Genomic DNA, 17,791 nt, shown 5'->3' on the forward strand with positions numbered 1-17,791 from the left:
GCCTAGTATAGGCGGATGGCAGGGCGGAGGCTACGCCATCGGGCGTATGGATATCGGGGTGAGCTGTGGGTTGAAGCAGCTTTCGTAATAGCGCTGAATATCGGCGAGGCGATGTTGGTTTTTGCGCCTGCGTTGCACCAGCCGCCAGGCGTTGTAACCCAGCATGACGACCAACACCAGCAACAGCAGGCTGGTACCAAGATAGCGCCACAGGGTCACGATATCCGGTTCACTATGCAGGGCGATATGCCGGGTGCCGTTGGCGTCGACAAAGATATTGGTGATCACCCCGTTTGCCCGGAACGGCGTGTGTAGCAGCATGCTGCTAAGGCGCTGTAGCTCGTTCCATTGGTCGAGTGAGTTGTATTCGTTCAGCGGCTGCGTGGGCAAGAGATAATCCACCAACTGCTTGCCTTCGTCACTGGTGATCAAAAAACCGCCTGGTGGTGGGCTGTTGAGGGCCGCAGCGGCCTGCCGGGTTTCCCGCACCACAAAGGCAGAGGTTGCCGCGTTGCTCAGGTTTTCCAGCGATTCAGCACTGACCGGGCGCAGCAGAACGTTAACGCCTTCCAGCGCCCCGGATTTGGCCCGTTTCACCAGATTGGCCCAGTTCTTGACGTTACCCAGGTTGACCAACGCGTTCTTCAAGCGCGCACAGTCGGCCTCCGTACCGCACAGATCCTGCGTTTTCAATACGATATCCGCAAAGTCATCCAGCAGGATCATGCCTGACTTTTCAATGGCACTGGCCAGTTGCGGGTTCAGTTTCTGCTCGGCACCACTTGGGTGCAGTTGCCGGTTGATGGTGGCCATCAGCGCAGCAGCCTTATCGATCACTTCCGATTCGGGCTGTGGCAGTGGGGTAGCCGTATTCCAGTAGATCCCCGAACAATCGAAAGGCATAAAGCTCGGCGCAGTGGCGCTGCTGTTGCCCGAAGGAACGTAGCACATGCCGTTGCCCTGAATTTTCAGCCTATCGCCAATATGCAGCGGAATGGCCTCGAGCGCCTGAACGCTGGTGACTTCCGTTTTCTGCGTGCCCTGTAACCATGCGGTGCTCAATTTGGCGGGCAGGCTGAGTGGAATGTAAATCAACAGTAACAACAGTACCACGAGCGAACTGGCCGCCAATACGGCGTTTTTGCCCCACTGCTGCAAGGGGAAGTTCTTCACTTCGTCATGCAGGGAAAGATAGTGCCCCTGACGTACCACCTGCCGGTTGAGGTAGATATCCACATTGGTGGTTTTACCCAGGTCCGCATTCAGGTAAGGCAGCCAGTGTGGGGGATAGATCAAATCGATAATGCCAAAAGAGATATTACTGATTTGCCCCTGATTGGACTCACCGAATAAGCCCCAGCGCTTTGGCGTGCCGCGCAGACAGTGCACCTCTTTCAGCTCTTTTTCGCCCGGGCGACGCAACAGATGCCAGCAGCCCCAGACGATCATCAGCACCGCTACCAGAATGATCCAGGGGATCACTACCACCGGGCTGATCAGGCTGAGGAACAGCAGCAGCAGGGCAGCAGAGATGAGGGCAGCTTCCTTGACGCCGTTTGGCCGGTTAAGTTCATGTTCCTCGCGGGTTTCCTTGCGGATGTTCACCAGTTCAATATGTTCGCTCTCTTCTTTGCGGATGGAGGCGTTTCTAGTCGGGGTTGCAGTCACTACCGGCGAAGGCGGACTGTCGTAAATATGATCCAGCAGCGAATGGCCGTTGAGTGAGATCACCAGCGGTAGCGTCTGGGTCTTGATCACTTCGACATGGTTATCGGCGCTGATGTACTGCTCCCAGAATGGAGGCAGGTGGATCTCTTCCGAGTCGAGATAGTAGCGCCAGTTGTTGGGGTCATCGCTGGCCAGACCATAGCGGGTGATGGCATGGGTGATCGGGTAAACGTTGTCGCTCTGTGCGGTCAACGCCAGCCTGACAGAAGGCAGGGAAGCGGAACCTGACAGCAGTTTGTTGCCCAGGCGGTTCTGTTGGTTGAGGTAATACTCGATAGCTGCCCGCTCTGGTGAGGTCAGTTTGCGGTGGGTAGGTTTGACGAACGGCAGGATACCAGCCAAGGCTGACCGGGAGCGGAATTTAAACCACAAGTAGAGGCCAGCAGCGGTCAGGCAGGCTAGCGCTAAGGCCAATATCAACGCTATTGTGCTCATGCTATTCTCGTCCTACACCCATGAAACCGCCAATCCTTACGCAAAGCCAGACATTATACGGAGTTAACCGCACAGGGATAGAATGACCCACCGTTTAGTTGTTATCCGGCTCTCATTCGTGGCTATCGTTAGGCATTCACCGTACGATTTTTTAACCTGCACGAGCATAGCAATCCTCATGGTTTCCGGATATCAGGATTATCCTATTTGCCTACCTGTTTTTTTATCCACCGGGACAGCTGCTGGCCCGGTTTGTTAAAAAAAAGTAAATTACAGGCTAAGCTCGTTGCGGTAAGGGTTCCCATTAACGCACAATGTGATCAAGATCGAGTTTAGTCAGCGGTTGACCCTCTTGCTGTCTGGCACAACGCGCATATTATTATCCTGGTTACTTGCCTGAGAGTGCTGAGTATTCAGTGTATTAGGCGGTTAACCTATTTGAGGCAATCATGGATAAACAGCTGCAAAAACCTAAAATTCTGAAAGTAGAAACGGTCGCGCGCTCGCGTTTGTTTAACGTTGAGTCGGTCGATCTGGAGTTCAGTAACGGTGTGCGGCGGGTCTATGAACGTATGCGCCCTTCGGAACGTGAAGCGGTGATGATTGTGCCGGTGATAGGGGATGATTTGCTGCTGATCCGTGAATATGCGGTGGGCACCGAATCCTATGAGCTGGGCTTCCCCAAAGGGCTGATCGATCCTGGTGAAGGGGTGTTGGAAGCCGCCAACCGCGAACTGATGGAAGAAGTCGGCTTTGGGGCCGGGCGCTTTGATTTCCTCAGCAAACTGACGATGGCACCTTCCTATTTTTCCAGCCAGATGAATATCGTGCTGGCACATGACCTCTATGCGCAAAGCCTGGAGGGGGACGAGCCAGAGCCGTTACCACAGGTGCGTTGGCCGATAGCCAACATGATGGCACTGCTGGCGGAACCGGACTTTCGTGAGGCGCGTAATGTCAGCGCATTGTTCCTGACAGAGGCATTCCTGCGCGGTTCACGCTGACCTGATTCCACCGGCTACGTTACGTTGTGTAGGGGCGCTGCTGCTGCACCCGACAGTCAAGATAAAAAAATGGCCAGATTGCTCTGGCCATTGTCGTTTTTAGAACAGCTCGTGGCTTTCGCCACCTGGGTCTGTCAGGGTGGTTCCGGCATCATGTACCGAGAACTCCGTGGGTTGAGTGCCTTCGATAAAGTACTCGGAACGGCTACCTCCGCCCCCGTTGGACAGTTTGCCGGTGCTCTTGTCGATGGTCACGCTGACAATCCCCGGCGGCGGCGTGACTTTCTGTTCTGGCATGCCTTCCAGCGCCACCTTCATAAAATCATCCCAAGCCGGTTGAGCACTCTTCGCCCCACCTTCACCACCGGAAATCTGATCCGGGATGGCACCCGAAGCGGAGGCACGGCCAAGATTGCGGCGGTGATCGTCGAAACCGATCCACACCGATGTCACCGTTTCTGGGCCGTAGCCGGAGAACCAGGCATCTTTCGAACTGTTGGTGGTACCGGTTTTGCCGCCGATATCATGACGTTTAAGATCGCGGCCTGCGCGCCAGCCCGTACCCATCCAGCCCGGTTCACCGAAGATATTGGTATTCAACGCATCGCGGATCAGGAACGACAGCGGAGTACTGATCACATGTGGCGCATATTGCTGTTCGTTATCCTGCTGCATCTGCGCCGGGGTGACCTGCTCAAGCTGCGGCATCGGTACGTTGGCATTGCTGCCTTCCTGTGAGACTGCCACGTTCTCGACATTATCATCGGAAAGCATGGCCGAACGATGCGTATCGCCGTAGATCACCGGCAGGTTGCAGCTATTGCACACTACTTTCGGTTTGGCTTCGAATATCGCTTTACCCGTATCGTCTTCGATCTTGGTGATGAAGTACGGGTCAACCAGATAGCCACCGTTGGCCAACACGGCATAGCCGCGTGCCACCTGTAGCGGGGTGAACGAGGCCGAACCCAGCGCCAGCGATTCCGAATGCACGATGTTTTGCGCCGGGAAACCAAAGCGTTGCAGATATTCAGCGGCATAGTCCACGCCCATGGCGCGCATTGCTCGCACCATCACCACGTTTTTCGATTGGCCAAGACCCTGGCGCAGCCGGATAGGGCCGTCGTAAGTGGGGGGCGAGTTTTTCGGCCGCCAGTCGGTACCGGCACCGGCATCCCAACGGGTGATCGGCAGATCGTTGAGAATGGTGGCCAGCGTCAGGCCCTTATCCATCGCTGCGGTGTACAGGAACGGTTTGATGTTGGAACCCACCTGGCGTAGCGCCTGGGTTGCGCGGTTGAACTTGCTCTGGTTGAAATCGAAGCCGCCGACCAACGCCTTGATCGCGCCAGTGTTAGAATCGAGCGACACCAGCGCCGAGTTCACATCCGGCACCTGTGACAGCCACCAGTTGTCGTTAACTTTACGCACCCAGATCTGCTGGCCAGGCTGTACCACATCGGTGACACGCTTCGGTGTGGAGCCTTGCACCGTATCGCTCTTGAACGCTCGTGCCCAGCGCATACCAGACATGGGGAGCGTAATACGGCTGCCATCGGACAGCATGGCGACCGCCTGATTGGCATCTGCCTGCAGGATCACTGCAGGAGACAGCGGGCCGTAGCTCGGCAGGTTCTTCAGGGAATCGACAATCTGTTTCTGATCCCAGGCTGGTTCACCCACTTTCCACAGCACGTTTGACGGGCCGCGATAGCCGTGGCGCATGTCGTAGTTGAGGATGTTGTTACGTACCGCCTCCTGCGCGCCTTGTTGCAGCCGCTTGGTGATGGTGGTGTACACCTTGTAACCGTCGGTATAGGCGTTTTCACCGTAACGCTTGATCATCTCCTGACGCACCAACTCTGAAAGATAAGGGGCGGAGAAGCTGATTTCCGGCGCATGGTAATTGGCTACCAAAGGTTCACTGCGGGCCTGATCGTACTGTGCCTGCGTGATGTAGCGCTCATCCAGCATCCGCGATAGCACCACGTTACGACGCGCTACGGAGCGATCGTGGGAGTACAACGGGTTAAAGGTGGACGGTGCTTTAGGTAACCCGGCAATGGTGGCCATTTCGCTCAGCGTCAGTTGGCTGACGTCCTTACCAAAATAGACATGCGCGGCAGCCCCCACGCCATAAGCGCGGTAACCCAGATAAATTTTGTTCAGATACAGCTCAAGAATTTCATCCTTGGTCAGCATCTGTTCAATGCGGATCGCCAGGAAGGCTTCCTTGATTTTGCGCATCAAGGTGCGTTCCGGGCTCAAGAAGAAGTTTCTGGCCAACTGCTGGGTGATGGTACTGGCCCCCTGCGAAGCATGGCCGGAAACCAGAGCGACCGACGCGGCACGGAAGATACCAACGGGATCGACCCCGTGATGATCATAGAAACGGCTGTCCTCCGTGGCGATGAAGGCATGCACCATCACCGGTGGGATTTGGTCCAGCTTGAGAGGTATACGGCGTTTTTCACCATATTGGGCGATCAGTTCGCCCTCAGCGCTGTAAACCTGCATCGGGATTTGTAGCCGCACGTCTTTCAGCGTTGCGACATCGGGCAGCTGTGGCTCGACATATTTGTACAAGCCAAAAATCGAGGCTGCTCCCAGCACGATGCAAAACACTGCAAGGATTAAAAGATACTTTACGAACTTCACCTGAGATTTCCCATTTCATGTCAATTGGGCAGTTTATAAACAACCGCGCGGTAGTATAAAGGCAAGCCTGCAACATGGATATGTTCTTTTGTTATCTGAGGGTACGGAGGTGGGGTGAAATATGTTTTCTCAAACGTGGCAGGTGGGGTTGGATATCCAGGATCACAGCATCAGAGCGCTGGCTGCGCAGCGTCGGCGTAACGGTTGGCAATTGCGTCACTGGTGGCAACAGGCATTGCCCTACTCGGCGCTGCGGGCGGGGCATTTAGAGAGTTCTGCCATGCTGGTGACGGAACTCAAGCAGTGGCGTAGCCGGTTACCAAGACATATTTCCTTACGCATTGCTTTACCCGCGCAGCGGGTTTTACAGCAGACGTTGCCCCTGCCAGACCTGCGCTTGCAGGAGCCGGTTCGCCATGACTACATCACCACCCAGGGACTGAAACAGTTCCCGTTAGACAGCCAGACGTTGGCGATGGATTACCGCCAGGCACAGCCGAATACCCATCAGTTGCTGCTCACCGCGGCCCGCCAGCAGGAGCTGCAACAATGGCTGCATTGCCTGCAACTGGCGGATCTGCATCCCCAGGTAATCGATATCGCGCCCAATGCGCTAAACATGATGGCGGCGTTTGCCGGCTTGGCTCCCGATGCCGGGCTGCTGCATCGCCTGGAGTCGGAATGGCTATGGGTAGCACCGCGAGCGATGCCTTTTGCTTATGGCGTTTTGCCTGCGGGGGAAGCAGTCGGCGTCAAGCAGGCGTTGGCGGCCATGCGTTCAGCTTGCCCAGCCATGGGGGCGAAAGAGGTGTATTACAGCAGCGTGCTGGACGAAGCCTCGCCTGAAGGTGCCATACCCTGGTCACCGTTCACGGCATTCAGCCGCTTATACCCGCCGCTGCCCTCTCAGCCGATGGCATTTGTGTTGGCTGGCGGGTTGGCGCTGCGTCGCGAGGATGCCTGATGTACCAGGTCAATCTGTTGCCCTGGCGCCTCAGACGGCAGCGGCAGCGCTATACCTTCTGGTTACGTTGCTTCGTTGCTCAATTGCTGCTGGTGCTGGCTATGCTCGTGGCAGCCTACTTTTGGCTGTGCGACCAACAGGCCAGGCAACATTCGATGCTGCAGGGTTTAACGCGGCAATACACTGAGCTGGCAGGGCGTATTGAGCAGACGCAGCAAAAGATGGCCGAACTGGCCCGTTTGACCGCAGAAAACGCCCGTTACCAGCACAATCGTTCGCACAACCTGCGTTACCTGTCGCTATTGCAGCAGCTCTCGGTAACGCTGCCTGACACTCTGTGGCTCACGGGGTTTGAAGAGAGCCACAAGGGGATCTCATTGTGGGGGCAAGGTGGGGCGTATGCGGAGATTATCACCTTTGAACGGCGATTGGCCGCGCTACCATTGTTGCAGGGTTGCCGCCTGGTTGAAGTCACACAGCGTAAGGAGGGTGGGTTGGCGTTCACTCTCACGGCACGTTGGGGGCAGGATGGATAAGCCCCTGTCAGACTGGCTGATCCCCTGGCTAGCCCGGCCTGGTTGGCAACTGCTGGCGGCTCAATGGTTGGTATTAGCCGGGGTTGGGCTGTTGGCCTGTAATGGGTTGATCACCGGGGAATGGCAACGGTGGGAAAGGCTGGATGAACAGCGTCAGCAGTTGGAACGCCAGATTGCCGAGCGCCAGCAACAGCTGAGCCGGCTACCGCCGTTAGCTGAGCTTGAGCAGCGGTTGGGGCAGCAGGTTTTGATCGTGCCCGGTGAGCCGCGGGATTTAGGCGCTCAGCTCTATCAACTTGGGGGACGGCTGCTACGTTTCCAGCAGCAGGAGAAATCAGCCCAGCAAAAGATAAGGTTACAGCTGGATTTCGGGGGCTTGCTGCGCTTGCTGGAGGCGCTGCCATCCACTCGAAGGATTGAGCAAATGAACATCGAGAGGCAGCCCGAAGGGTTAACTACTCAACTGACTCTGGTGAGTTCGGAAGAGGTGGTGGATGAATAAGGCGTGGTGGTTTTGGCTGCTGTTCTCGTCCCCGCTGTGGGCTGAACAGTATCGCGATCCGTTCCAGCGACCGCTAACGGCGGTCTGCGCCGATCCGGCCGTTTCACCGGAGGGTTGGCGGCTGAAGGGGATTATTGGCACGCCGGATTTGCGCTATGGCTGGGTGATCACTCCGCAGGGGCAGTGGTTGGGGTTATTGCCCCGGCAGCGGGTGTTGGATGGGGATTGGCAAGTGATGCAGATCCAGCCCCGGCAGCTTGAACTCGTTGCGCAGGATAGGGCAAAAGCATGTCGGCCACGTTCGGGAAGTGTGGTGCTCACGTTGGGAAAAAAACCGTAAGGAAAAGTGATGAAAGGATATCAGTGGCTTTTGGTGGGGTGGCTGGCTCTCCCATTGGCGGTGATGGCGAGCGTGCAGCCGGAAAAACCGGTGTCGCTGGCGTTCCATGATACCCCGGCCAGCCTGATTTTACAGGCGCTGGCGGAGTATCAAGACCTGAACCTGGTCGCAGCCGAGGGGGTCGATACCAACCTGACGCTGCGGTTGGACAATGTTCCCTGGCAGCAGGCACTAGCCGTGGTGTTACGCATGGGCAAGCTGACGATGACGCTGGAGGGCAATGTGATGATGGTTTTCCCTCTGCCGGATGAGCAGGAGCAGCTTCGTCGGCAGCGGGCGTTGGCGCAGCAGGAGCCGCTGCACAACCTGACGATCACGCTGCAAAACGCGGAGGCCAGCGAGATAGCGCAGAGCCTGGATAGCCAACGTGGCAAATTGTTGACCGAGCGTGGCAGCGTCGTGGTGGATAAACGCGCCAACGCATTGCTGCTGCGTGACACCGCTCAGGCGCTGGTCCAGTTGAAAACCTGGGTGGCAGAGATGGATACCCCGCTGGAACAGGTGCAGTTGGCTGCTCATATCGTCACCATCAGCAGTGAGAATTTGCGGGAGCTTGGCGTAAGGTGGGGGCTGGCGGCAGAAGAAAGGCCAGCCAAAAAGTTGCGGATAGACAATTTCAGCGTTGGTCTGCCGGTAGAGAACAGCGCCATAACGGCAGGTTTTCACCTGGCACGCATCAGCGGGCGCATCCTGGATCTGGAGTTGTCGGCGCTGGAGCAGGAAAATCAGGTGGAGATCATCGCCAGCCCGCGCCTGCTTACCGCACATCTGCAAACCGCCAGTATTAAACAGGGCACGGAAATTCCCTACGAGGTGTCGAGCGGTTCCAGTGGTGCCACCTCGATCGAGTTCAAGGACGCGGTGCTGGGCATGGAAGTAACGCCAAAGATTTTACCCAATGGCCGCATCACCCTGACGTTACAAATCAGCCAGAATATGCCCGGGCGTTCGATCAAACAGGGCGATGGAGAGGCGCTGGCGATCGACAAGCAGGAGATTAAAACCCAGGTGACGGTAAAAGATGGTGAAACCATTGTCTTAGGGGGCATTTTTCAGCGTCAGCGCAACCAGGCGGCCGATAAAGTCCCTGGCGTGGGCGATATCCCCTGGCTGGGAGCGCTGTTCAAACACAGCAATCAGCAGCATAAAAGGCGCGAGCTGGTGATTTTCATCACGCCCACACTGGTTAAAGTCTAAATTGTCTCGATGGTAATGTTTGGCGCGGTGGTGACGCCAAGACCAAATGGGGGAAACCGACGAAAGTTGCCGTTAATCTGCCAAATCACGACATGCCGTTACTTTTTCAGATAAACTCCAGGCGGAGATCTCGCTGCAATGCTCGGTTCATGAGGTCTTGGTCCAAAATCCTGGCCGTTGAAAACGCTTAAAAGTTGACAAGCAAATGCACTTTTTTTCGTGTCTTAGAGGCATCTGAGTTTGACGCTGCGGCAGATTTAGCTTACAAGGGTTACCGAATTGAGCACCGAGGTTTTTTTGTTAATGCTGTACCCGTCGTCTTCCAGGTTGAAACCTGGGATCCATAGGGTATAAGACGCCGTTAAAAACGTATGGTTTCCCTCCTGCGGCGTGGATAGTGATTTATTCGGTTGCCAAACTACCAAGAGTGTTGAGATAATTTTTCGTCTGATCTCGCACTATCGCTCATGAGGTTTCAGTTTAGGTCCCGCCGCTAATTTGATTGGCGGGGCGGGTTATCATTAACGAATTGTCTTAGTAATACCGAAAAACATGGCAGAGAAACGCAATATCTTTCTGGTTGGGCCTATGGGTGCCGGCAAAAGCACTATTGGCCGTCAGTTAGCTCAGCAACTCAATATGGAGTTTTTCGACTCCGATCAAGAAATTGAGCGACGTACCGGAGCTGACGTGGGCTGGGTATTCGACGTGGAAGGGGAAGAAGGTTTCCGCGATCGTGAAGAAAAAGTCATTAATGAACTGACGGAAAAGCAAGGGATTGTGCTGGCTACCGGCGGGGGCTCGGTTAAGTCGCGTGAAACGCGTAACCGCCTGTCGGCGCGTGGTGTCGTGGTCTATTTGGAAACCACCATCGAGAAGCAGTTGGCCCGTACTCAGCGCGACAAAAAACGTCCGCTGCTGCAGGTAGACTCTCCTCCTCGTGAGGTGCTGGAAGCGCTGGCTAGAGAGCGCAATCCGTTGTACGAAGAAATTGCAGATGTCACTATCCGCACCGACGATCAAAGCGCTAAAGTGGTTGCCAACCAGATTATCAACATGCTGGAAAGTAACTGATAGCGGGTTCCGTGTTGGCCGCGGGCAAATGCGGAAATTCTGATTGTGTTCCCCGCGTTGGCGGGGATAAACCACACCGAGAACTGAGCGCGACATGGAGAGAATTACCGTAACGCTTGGGGAGCGTAGCTACCCGATTACCATAGCCGCCGGATTGTTTGACGATCCGGCTTCTTTTATGCCGCTAAAGGCGGGTGAACAGGTCATGCTGGTCACCAACCAGACTTTGGCACCCTTGTATCTGGAGCGTATCCGGTCGGTGCTGGAACAGGGCGGCGTAGTGGTGGATCAGGTGATTCTACCTGATGGCGAACAGTATAAATCTCTGGCCGTACTCGAGCAGGTGTTCTCGGCGCTGCTGGAAAAGCCCCACGGTCGCGATACCACGCTGGTTGCCCTCGGCGGCGGCGTGATTGGCGATCTGACCGGCTTTGCGAGCGCGTGCTATCAACGCGGTGTGCGTTTTATCCAGGTTCCTACCACGCTGCTCTCGCAGGTGGACTCCTCCGTTGGCGGCAAAACCGCCGTCAATCATCCGCTCGGTAAAAATATGATCGGCGCCTTCTACCAACCGGCTTCGGTGGTGGTGGATCTGGACTGCCTGCGTACTTTACCGGCGCGTGAACTCTCCTCTGGTCTGGCGGAAGTGATCAAGTACGGGATTATTCTCGATGGTGATTTTTTCGTCTGGCTGGAAAATAATATCGATGCGCTGGTTGCGCTGGATATGGACGCGTTAGCGTACTGCATCCGCCGCTGTTGCGAGTTGAAGGCCGAAGTGGTGGCCGCCGATGAACGTGAAAACGGTCTGCGGGCATTGCTCAATCTGGGCCATACCTACGGCCATGCCATCGAAGCCGAAATGGGCTATGGTGTCTGGCTGCACGGTGAAGCCGTGGCGGCTGGCATGGTGATGGCGGCTGAAACAGCGCGTCGCCTGGGCCAGTTCTCGGCTGACGATATCGAACGGGTCAAGGCGCTGCTGCTGCGCGCCGGGTTGCCGGTTTGCGGGCCGCAGGAGATGACGCCTGAGGCCTATCTGCCACACATGTTGCGTGATAAAAAAGTGTTGGCCGGGGCGTTGCGTTTGGTATTGCCAAAGCGCATTGGTGAAGCCGAAGTTCGTGGCGGTGTCGCCCATGAGCTGGTGCTGGCATCCATCGCCGACTGTTTACCAACACAGCGCGCGTAAGTCGGTTACACTCAATAGCGTTAACGTCGTTTCGCCAGGTCGATATGCAGCCGTTTCTCTGCTGCTATCCGGGCTGTACCTTGCCCGCCGGGCAATTCCATGGATGGCGTAATTTGACGCAGGTCGACAGTGCTTGAGCTTGCGGACTATAACAGTAGCTTGGCTGCTGTTAGACTCTATAAAAATTGTGCGCAGGGCGAGACAGATGTCGCCTTGCCATCATCGGGTTAATAGTCTCGCACCACCTGGGTGGCGGGATTTTGCCTCTAGTTGGAGGGTTTCAGATGGATGAGTTTAAACCAGAAGACGATCTCAGGCCTGATACCAGCGATCGCCGTCCTTCGCGTTCACGTCGGCCAGCCGCAACTGGGCCGCGTTTTGCCGTTTCACGTCAGCATATGATGATTGGGATTGGCATTTTGGTGCTGCTGTTGCTGATCATCGGTATCGGTTCGGCGCTGAAAGCACCCACCAAGCACGAGGTTGCGCAGCAAGGGGCAACCCGCGACATCAATCTGTCTGGCTCATCGTCGCTGACCACCAGCAACAACGGCGTTGCGGGCGGTACTACGGATACCAACGATAACAACGGTGTCAGCACCTCTCAGCCCCAGACTGTTAGCGTCCCACCTATCTCCAGCACGCCGACCGAAGCACAACCTGTAGCACCACAGGGCGGTGCTGGTGAGCGTGTCGATCTGCCAGGCAACATGGCCGATGCCCTGTCGTCCCAGCAAGGCCAGGTTGATGCTGCTGCCGCGCAAAGTATCAATGCCCCGGTTTCCGCTTTGCCAACCGCTCCGGCAACCGTGATGAACGGTGCTGCCGCGCGTCCGGCGGCGCATAACAATGCTACCGCTGCGACGCAGCCGCATAAAACGCCCGCCACCAAGCCAGCAGCAACTAAACCGGCCACATCGGCCAAACCTTCTGCGACCACCACCACGGTTTACACCCCACCGGCCAGCGGCAAGAGTGGTGTGGTGAGCGGCAGCGGAAGCTCACTGAAGACCGCACCGGGTAGCCATTACACGCTGCAGTTGAGCAGTGCCTCGCGCTCCGATACGTTGAATGCCTTTGCCAAGCAACAGAATTTGCCACACTTTATGGTGTACGAGACCAAGCGTGATGGTAAACCCTGGTATGTGTTAGTGAGCGGCAACTACGCTTCTTCGGCGGAAGCCAAGCGTGCTATCGCTACGCTGCCAGCGGAAGTTCAGGCGAAAAAACCATGGGTCCGCCCTGTACAGCAAGTACAGCAAGACCTGAAAAAATAATCATTAATTTTGTGCGCTGATGTGCTGTCTGAAACAGAGTACATATCCGCCGCTCTGAATTGTAATAAGTAGCTAACTGACGGCATGAAGAAAAACCGCGCTTTTTTAAAATGGGCTGGTGGAAAATACCCGCTGATAGACGAGATCCGTCGTCATTTACCAGAGGGTAACTGCTTAATCGAGCCCTTCGTGGGCGCGGGTTCAGTCTTCCTGAACACAGAGTACGAGGCTTATATTCTCGCTGATATCAACAGCGACCTTATCAGCCTGTATAACATCGTTAAGCTGCGCACGAATGATTTCGTGCGCGATGCCCGCTTGCTTTTCACCGACGAATTCAATAACTCAGACCAGTTCTACCTGCTGCGCGAAGAGTTCAACACCACCACCGATGAGTATCGGCGCGCGTTGCTGTTCCTGTATCTGAATCGCCACTGCTATAACGGTCTGTGCCGCTATAACCTGCGTGGCGAGTTCAATGTGCCGTTTGGGCGTTACAAGAAACCTTACTTCCCGGAAGAAGAGCTTCATTGGTTTGCTGAAAAATCACGCAATGCCACTTTTGTCTGCGAGCACTATCACGATACCATGGTGAAGGCGACCCAAGGTGCGGTGGTCTATTGCGATCCGCCTTATGCTCCCCTGTCGGCAACGGCGAATTTTACGGCTTATCACACCAACAGTTTTAGTCTGGCCGATCAGCAAGGGCTGGCGCGCATTGCGCATCAGCTGTCGGTTGAAAACCAGGTGCCGGTGTTGATTTCCAACCATGACACCGAGCTGACGCGTGACTGGTATCAGCATGCTTCGCTGCATGTGGTGAAGGCTCGTCGCACCATCAGCCGCAATATTTTAGGCCGTAGTAAAGTGAACGAACTTTTGGCACTGTACAAAATAAGCTGAATAACTCGAACCCTACGTTTGGAGAAGCGGATGAAAAAGTTTTTGATTGCCCCGTCCATTCTGTCTGCAGATTTTGCCCGCCTGGGTGAAGATACTGCCAAAGTGTTGGCTGCCGGTGCCGACGTGGTGCATTTTGACGTGATGGATAACCACTACGTGCCTAATCTGACGATCGGGCCAATGGTGTGCGAAGCCTTGCGCAATTACGGCATTACCGCACCGATTGACGTCCATCTGATGGTAAAACCGGTCGATCGCATCGTGCCGGACTTTGCCAAGGCTGGGGCAACCTACATCTCTTTCCATCCTGAAGCTTCCGAACACGTCGACCGCACCATCCAACTGATCAAAGAGAACGGCTGCAAGGCTGGCCTGGTGTTTAACCCAGCGACGCCGTTGAGCTATCTCGATTACGTGATGGACAAGATCGACGTGATCCTGCTGATGTCGGTCAACCCTGGTTTTGGCGGCCAATCCTTTATCCATGGTACGTTAGACAAGCTGCGCCAGGTTCGCAAACTGATCGACGAAAGTGGCCGCGACATTCGCCTGGAAGTGGACGGCGGCGTGAAGGTCGACAACATTGCCGAAATCGCAGCAGCGGGTGCGGACATGTTCGTGGCCGGCTCCGCCATCTTTGGCAAACCGGATTACCGTGCGGTGATCGATCAGATGCGCAGCGAGCTGGCAAAGGTGAGTCATGGCTGATTTTAGCGCTATCCGTGGTCTGGCCTTCGATCTCGACGGCACGCTGGTAGACAGTGCGCCGGGTTTGGCGGCGGCCATCGATATGACGTTGGCGGAAATGGGGCTGCCGCAGGCCGGTGAGGCCCGTGTTGGCACCTGGATTGGTAACGGTGCCGATGTGCTGGTTCAGCGAGCGCTGCGTTGGGCAGAGGTGGAAGCCACGCCTGAGCGGTGTTTGCAAATGCGTCAACGTTTCGACCATTACTATGGGCAAACCGTAGAAAGCGGCAGCCGTCTGTTTCCGCAGGTGACAGAGACGCTCACCCAGTTGGCCAAGCTAGGCTACCCGCTGGCGCTGGTCACCAACAAACCGACCCCCTTTGTGGCCCCTCTGCTGACGGCGCTTGGCATTATCGACTTTTTCTCGCTGATTATCGGCGGTGACGACGTGGTGGAGAAAAAGCCACATCCTGCCCCGCTGTATCTGGTGTTCGGCAAGCTTGGCCTGCGGGCCGGTGAAGTGCTGTTCGTCGGGGATTCGCGCAATGATATTCAGGCGGCGCAGGCGGCAGGTTGCCCGAGCGTCGGTCTGACTTATGGATATAACTACGGTGAAGCGATCGCCCTGAGCCACCCCGACCGCGTGTTGGAGCGCTTCGCCGATTTGTTGCCCGCACTTGGGCTGTCATCTTTAGAAGATCGGGAAATTTAACTATGAGTAAGCCCATCGTTTTCAGCGGCGCGCAGCCGTCCGGTGAACTGACTATCGGCAACTACATGGGGGCGCTGCGCCAGTGGGTGCAACTGCAGGACGAGTTTGATTGTATCTACTGCATCGTCGACCTGCATGCCATCACCGTGCGTCAGGATGCACAACAGCTGCGTAAAGCCACCCTGGATACGCTGGCGCTGTACCTGGCCTGTGGTATCGATCCAGAGAAAAGCACCATCTTCGTGCAGTCTCATGTACCGGAACATACGCAACTGAGCTGGGTGCTGAACTGCTATACCTACTTCGGTGAACTGAGCCGCATGACCCAGTTCAAGGACAAATCGACGCGCTATGCGGAAAACATCAACGCCGGTCTGTTCAGCTATCCGGTGCTGATGGCGGCAGACATTCTGCTGTATCAGACCAATCAGGTGCCGGTCGGTGAAGACCAGAAACAGCATCTGGAACTGAGCCGTGACGTTGGCCAGCGCTTCAATGCGCTGTACGGCGACGTGTTCAAGGTGCCGGAGCCGTTTATTCCGAAATCCGGTGCGCGCGTGATGTCGCTGCAAGAGCCGACCAAGAAGATGTCCAAGTCGGACGATAACCGTAACAACGTGATCGGCCTGCTGGAAGATCCTAAGGCGGTCACCAAGAAGATCAAACGTGCGATGACCGATTCCCAGGATCCGCCGGTCATTCGTTACGACGTTGCCAATAAAGCGGGGGTGTCCAACCTGCTGGATATCCTTTCCGGTGTGACCGGCAAGAGCATTGCCCAGTTGGAAGCCGAGTTTGAAGGCCAGATGTATGGTCACCTGAAGGGCGCTGTAGCAGAGGCCGTGTCTGGTATGTTGACCGAGCTGCAAGAGCGTTATCACCGTTTCCGCAACGATGAGGCTCTGTTACAGCAGGTGATGCGTGATGGCGCGGCGAAAGCCCGAGCTCGTGCGCAGGAAACCTTGGCGAAGGTGTATGAGGCCGTAGGTTTTGTACCTCATCCGTAATGGATGCAGACAAAGCCTCAGCCTAGGGCGCAGCATGCGGCGCCCAAAATTGTTACCAATCTGAAGCGGCCGAAGGGTCGCTTTTTTTATGCCATTTTGTTCAGCTCTGCCGGAGCTTGTCTGCTGGCAAACCAGTTCAGTTTGCTGCGTAGGCTGACGACGCTGCCAACGATAATCAGGCTTGGGCTGGCAGCCTGTTTGGCTAGCTCACCCAACTGTGCCAACTCGCCTTCGATCACCCGCTGGCGAGTTGAGGTACCGTTTTCTACCAGCGCCACCGGCATCGAGGCAGCCATACCGTGAGCGATCAACTGTTGCTGGATTTCTGCCGCCTGAGTGAGCCCCATATAGAACACCAGTGTCTGCTGCTTGGCGGCAAGCTGTGCCCAGTCCAATCCACCGTCGGCCTTGGCATGGCCCGTCACCAAACGCACGCTTTGCGCGTGATCGCGGTGGGTGAGGGGAATGCCGCTGTAAGCCGAACAACCCGAAGCCGCAGTGATCCCCGGCACTACCGAGAAGGGAATATCCGCTTCGGCCAGGGTTTCCAGTTCTTCGCCACCCCGGCCAAAGATGAAGGGATCGCCTCCTTTCAACCGGACGACGCGCAGGCCCCGCCGGGCCTGTTCCACCAGGATTTGATTGATGTGTTCCTGTGGTACGCAGTGGTATCCGGCACGCTTGCCCACAAAAATGCGCTCGGCATCACGGCGCACCAGGGCCATAATTTCTTCAGAGACCAGGCGATCGTAAACGACCACGTCAGCCTGTTGGATTTGTTGCAGGCCTTTCAGCGTCAGCAGGCCAGCATCACCGGGGCCTGCGCCTACCAGCACCACTTCGCCCTGTTCTTCAGGCCGATCGGCGAACAGCTTTTCAACCTGCTGGTTGGCCTGTGGAGTATCGTCGTTGGCCAGGGATTGCGCCAGCCTGTCGTGTACGAACAACCTTTCCCAGAAGCGACGACGAGCGCCAATGCTGCCAAACTCCTGCTTCACCCGCTGGCGCAATGAACCCGCCAACTGAGCCAGTCGACCCAGGTGCTGCGGCAGAATGGCTTCCAGTTTTTCCCGTAACAGACGTGCCAGCACCGGGGCCTTGCCTCCGGAAGAAACGGCCACCATAATCGGCGAACGATCGATAATCGAAGGCATGATAAAGCTGGCGCATTTGGGGTCGTCCACCACATTGCAGAACACCCGCAGTTGGTTAGCACACTGATAGACCAAGGCGTTAACCTCCACCCGATCGGTTGCGGCAATCACTAACCATTTTTCTGCCAGCAAGTCGGCAGAAAACTCACCTGCTACCAACGTCATCTGGCCCTGCTCGGCCCAGATATGGAATTGTTCACTGAACTGGAGTGAGTTGACGGTTAACTGCGCACCGGCCTCCAGCAGCAGGCGAGCCTTACGTTCAGCTACTTCCCCGCCGCCGACCAGCAGGCAGGATTTATGTTGCAGTTGGCAGAAAATGGGTAAGTAATCCATCGGCAATCCTCGGGGAAGTGGCTAA

16 protein-coding genes are annotated in these 17,791 nt (G+C 56.1%); 13 read left to right on the forward strand and 3 right to left on the reverse strand.

All coding sequences use genetic code 11. From position 1 onward, the window contains the following. Positions 1 to 30: 30 nt before the first annotated feature. Positions 31 to 2,163 carry an intracellular growth attenuator family protein gene (locus tag ABIE29_RS15860; RefSeq protein ID WP_429619695.1) on the reverse strand — a complete coding sequence of 711 codons (2,133 nt, stop codon included), beginning with the start codon at positions 2,161 to 2,163 and terminating at the stop codon, positions 31 to 33. A 449-nt stretch (positions 2,164 to 2,612) separates the two neighbouring features. Here ABIE29_RS15860 and nudE point away from each other — a divergent pair, with 449 nt between their 5' ends. After that, positions 2,613 to 3,167, forward strand: a complete 555-nt coding sequence (gene nudE, locus ABIE29_RS15865) for an ADP compounds hydrolase NudE (RefSeq protein ID WP_021181707.1) — start codon at positions 2,613 to 2,615, stop codon at positions 3,165 to 3,167. A 99-nt stretch (positions 3,168 to 3,266) separates the two neighbouring features. Here nudE and mrcA read toward each other — a convergent pair whose 3' ends face one another. Continuing rightward, entirely contained in the window at positions 3,267 to 5,825 is a 2,559-nt protein-coding gene (gene mrcA / locus ABIE29_RS15870) for a peptidoglycan glycosyltransferase/peptidoglycan DD-transpeptidase MrcA (protein WP_429619696.1), read from the reverse strand. A gap of 121 nt (positions 5,826 to 5,946) precedes the next feature. On the opposite strand from mrcA, the gene pilM reads away from it, so the two are divergent. The 12 genes from pilM (at position 5,947) to trpS (ending at position 16,276) form a co-directional block, all read left to right on the forward strand. Beyond that, on the forward strand, positions 5,947 to 6,789 hold the full coding sequence (gene pilM, locus ABIE29_RS15875) for a type IV pilus biogenesis protein PilM (RefSeq protein WP_429619697.1): 843 nt from the start codon (positions 5,947 to 5,949) through the stop codon (positions 6,787 to 6,789). Next, positions 6,789 to 7,325: a PilN domain-containing protein gene (locus tag ABIE29_RS15880; RefSeq protein ID WP_429619698.1), complete on the forward strand. Its 537-nt coding sequence runs from the start codon at positions 6,789 to 6,791 to the stop codon at positions 7,323 to 7,325. Before pilM ends, ABIE29_RS15880 begins: the two co-directional genes overlap by 1 nt. Beyond that, entirely contained in the window at positions 7,318 to 7,827 is a 510-nt protein-coding gene (locus tag ABIE29_RS15885; protein WP_429619699.1) for a hypothetical protein, read from the forward strand. The genes ABIE29_RS15880 and ABIE29_RS15885 overlap by 8 nt, the downstream gene beginning before the upstream one ends. After that, entirely contained in the window at positions 7,820 to 8,167 is a 348-nt protein-coding gene (locus ABIE29_RS15890) for a hypothetical protein (RefSeq protein ID WP_429619700.1), read from the forward strand. The genes ABIE29_RS15885 and ABIE29_RS15890 overlap by 8 nt, the downstream gene beginning before the upstream one ends. A gap of 9 nt (positions 8,168 to 8,176) precedes the next feature. Further along, the gene (gene hofQ / locus ABIE29_RS15895; RefSeq protein ID WP_429619701.1) at positions 8,177 to 9,424 is read left to right on the forward strand and encodes a DNA uptake porin HofQ; all 1,248 of its coding nucleotides are present in this window, start codon (positions 8,177 to 8,179) and stop codon (positions 9,422 to 9,424) included. A 552-nt stretch (positions 9,425 to 9,976) separates the two neighbouring features. Beyond that, complete coding sequence (gene aroK, locus ABIE29_RS15900; RefSeq protein WP_005271698.1) at positions 9,977 to 10,498, forward strand: shikimate kinase AroK; 522 nt, start codon at positions 9,977 to 9,979, stop codon at positions 10,496 to 10,498. Between the two features lie 94 nt (positions 10,499 to 10,592). Next, positions 10,593 to 11,690 (forward strand): 3-dehydroquinate synthase, encoded by a 1,098-nt coding sequence (gene aroB / locus ABIE29_RS15905; protein ID WP_429619702.1) that lies wholly within the window; start codon positions 10,593 to 10,595, stop codon positions 11,688 to 11,690. A 284-nt stretch (positions 11,691 to 11,974) separates the two neighbouring features. Beyond that, positions 11,975 to 12,967 carry an SPOR domain-containing protein gene (locus ABIE29_RS15910; RefSeq protein WP_429619703.1) on the forward strand — a complete coding sequence of 331 codons (993 nt, stop codon included), beginning with the start codon at positions 11,975 to 11,977 and terminating at the stop codon, positions 12,965 to 12,967. 84 nt (positions 12,968 to 13,051) lie between these two features. Beyond that, positions 13,052 to 13,870 carry an adenine-specific DNA-methyltransferase gene (dam, locus tag ABIE29_RS15915; RefSeq protein WP_429619704.1) on the forward strand — a complete coding sequence of 273 codons (819 nt, stop codon included), beginning with the start codon at positions 13,052 to 13,054 and terminating at the stop codon, positions 13,868 to 13,870. A 30-nt stretch (positions 13,871 to 13,900) separates the two neighbouring features. Further along, positions 13,901 to 14,578 carry a ribulose-phosphate 3-epimerase gene (gene rpe, locus ABIE29_RS15920; protein ID WP_024482734.1) on the forward strand — a complete coding sequence of 226 codons (678 nt, stop codon included), beginning with the start codon at positions 13,901 to 13,903 and terminating at the stop codon, positions 14,576 to 14,578. Then, positions 14,571 to 15,269: a phosphoglycolate phosphatase gene (locus ABIE29_RS15925; RefSeq protein ID WP_429619705.1), complete on the forward strand. Its 699-nt coding sequence runs from the start codon at positions 14,571 to 14,573 to the stop codon at positions 15,267 to 15,269. The genes rpe and ABIE29_RS15925 overlap by 8 nt, the downstream gene beginning before the upstream one ends. A gap of 2 nt (positions 15,270 to 15,271) precedes the next feature. Next, positions 15,272 to 16,276: a tryptophan--tRNA ligase gene (gene trpS / locus ABIE29_RS15930; RefSeq protein WP_429619706.1), complete on the forward strand. Its 1,005-nt coding sequence runs from the start codon at positions 15,272 to 15,274 to the stop codon at positions 16,274 to 16,276. Positions 16,277 to 16,362: 86 nt separating this feature from the next. Here the strand turns inward: trpS and cysG are convergent, their stop codons facing one another. Beyond that, positions 16,363 to 17,766, reverse strand: a complete 1,404-nt coding sequence (cysG, locus tag ABIE29_RS15935; protein WP_429619707.1) for a siroheme synthase CysG — start codon at positions 17,764 to 17,766, stop codon at positions 16,363 to 16,365. Positions 17,767 to 17,791 lie beyond the last annotated feature (25 nt).

Source organism: Serratia sp. 2723 (genome assembly GCF_050434425.1).
Taxonomy (GTDB): domain Bacteria; phylum Pseudomonadota; class Gammaproteobacteria; order Enterobacterales; family Enterobacteriaceae; genus Chania.

Excerpts from the sequence above, each read along its gene's own strand:
- ABIE29_RS15860 (WP_429619695.1), bottom strand. The coding sequence starts at position 2,163 with ATGAGCACAATAGCGTTGATATTGGCCTTAGCGCTAGCCTGCCTGACC.
- nudE (WP_021181707.1), top strand. The coding sequence starts at position 2,613 with ATGGATAAACAGCTGCAAAAACCTAAAATTCTGAAAGTAGAAACGGTC.
- pilM (WP_429619697.1), top strand. The coding sequence starts at position 5,947 with ATGTTTTCTCAAACGTGGCAGGTGGGGTTGGATATCCAGGATCACAGC.
- ABIE29_RS15880 (WP_429619698.1), top strand. The coding sequence starts at position 6,789 with ATGTACCAGGTCAATCTGTTGCCCTGGCGCCTCAGACGGCAGCGGCAG.
- ABIE29_RS15885 (WP_429619699.1), top strand. The coding sequence starts at position 7,318 with ATGGATAAGCCCCTGTCAGACTGGCTGATCCCCTGGCTAGCCCGGCCT.
- ABIE29_RS15890 (WP_429619700.1), top strand. The coding sequence starts at position 7,820 with ATGAATAAGGCGTGGTGGTTTTGGCTGCTGTTCTCGTCCCCGCTGTGG.
- hofQ (WP_429619701.1), top strand. The coding sequence starts at position 8,177 with ATGAAAGGATATCAGTGGCTTTTGGTGGGGTGGCTGGCTCTCCCATTG.
- aroK (WP_005271698.1), top strand. The coding sequence starts at position 9,977 with ATGGCAGAGAAACGCAATATCTTTCTGGTTGGGCCTATGGGTGCCGGC.
- aroB (WP_429619702.1), top strand. The coding sequence starts at position 10,593 with ATGGAGAGAATTACCGTAACGCTTGGGGAGCGTAGCTACCCGATTACC.
- ABIE29_RS15910 (WP_429619703.1), top strand. The coding sequence starts at position 11,975 with ATGGATGAGTTTAAACCAGAAGACGATCTCAGGCCTGATACCAGCGAT.
- dam (WP_429619704.1), top strand. The coding sequence starts at position 13,052 with ATGAAGAAAAACCGCGCTTTTTTAAAATGGGCTGGTGGAAAATACCCG.
- rpe (WP_024482734.1), top strand. The coding sequence starts at position 13,901 with ATGAAAAAGTTTTTGATTGCCCCGTCCATTCTGTCTGCAGATTTTGCC.
- ABIE29_RS15925 (WP_429619705.1), top strand. The coding sequence starts at position 14,571 with ATGGCTGATTTTAGCGCTATCCGTGGTCTGGCCTTCGATCTCGACGGC.
- trpS (WP_429619706.1), top strand. The coding sequence starts at position 15,272 with ATGAGTAAGCCCATCGTTTTCAGCGGCGCGCAGCCGTCCGGTGAACTG.
- cysG (WP_429619707.1), bottom strand. The coding sequence starts at position 17,766 with ATGGATTACTTACCCATTTTCTGCCAACTGCAACATAAATCCTGCCTG.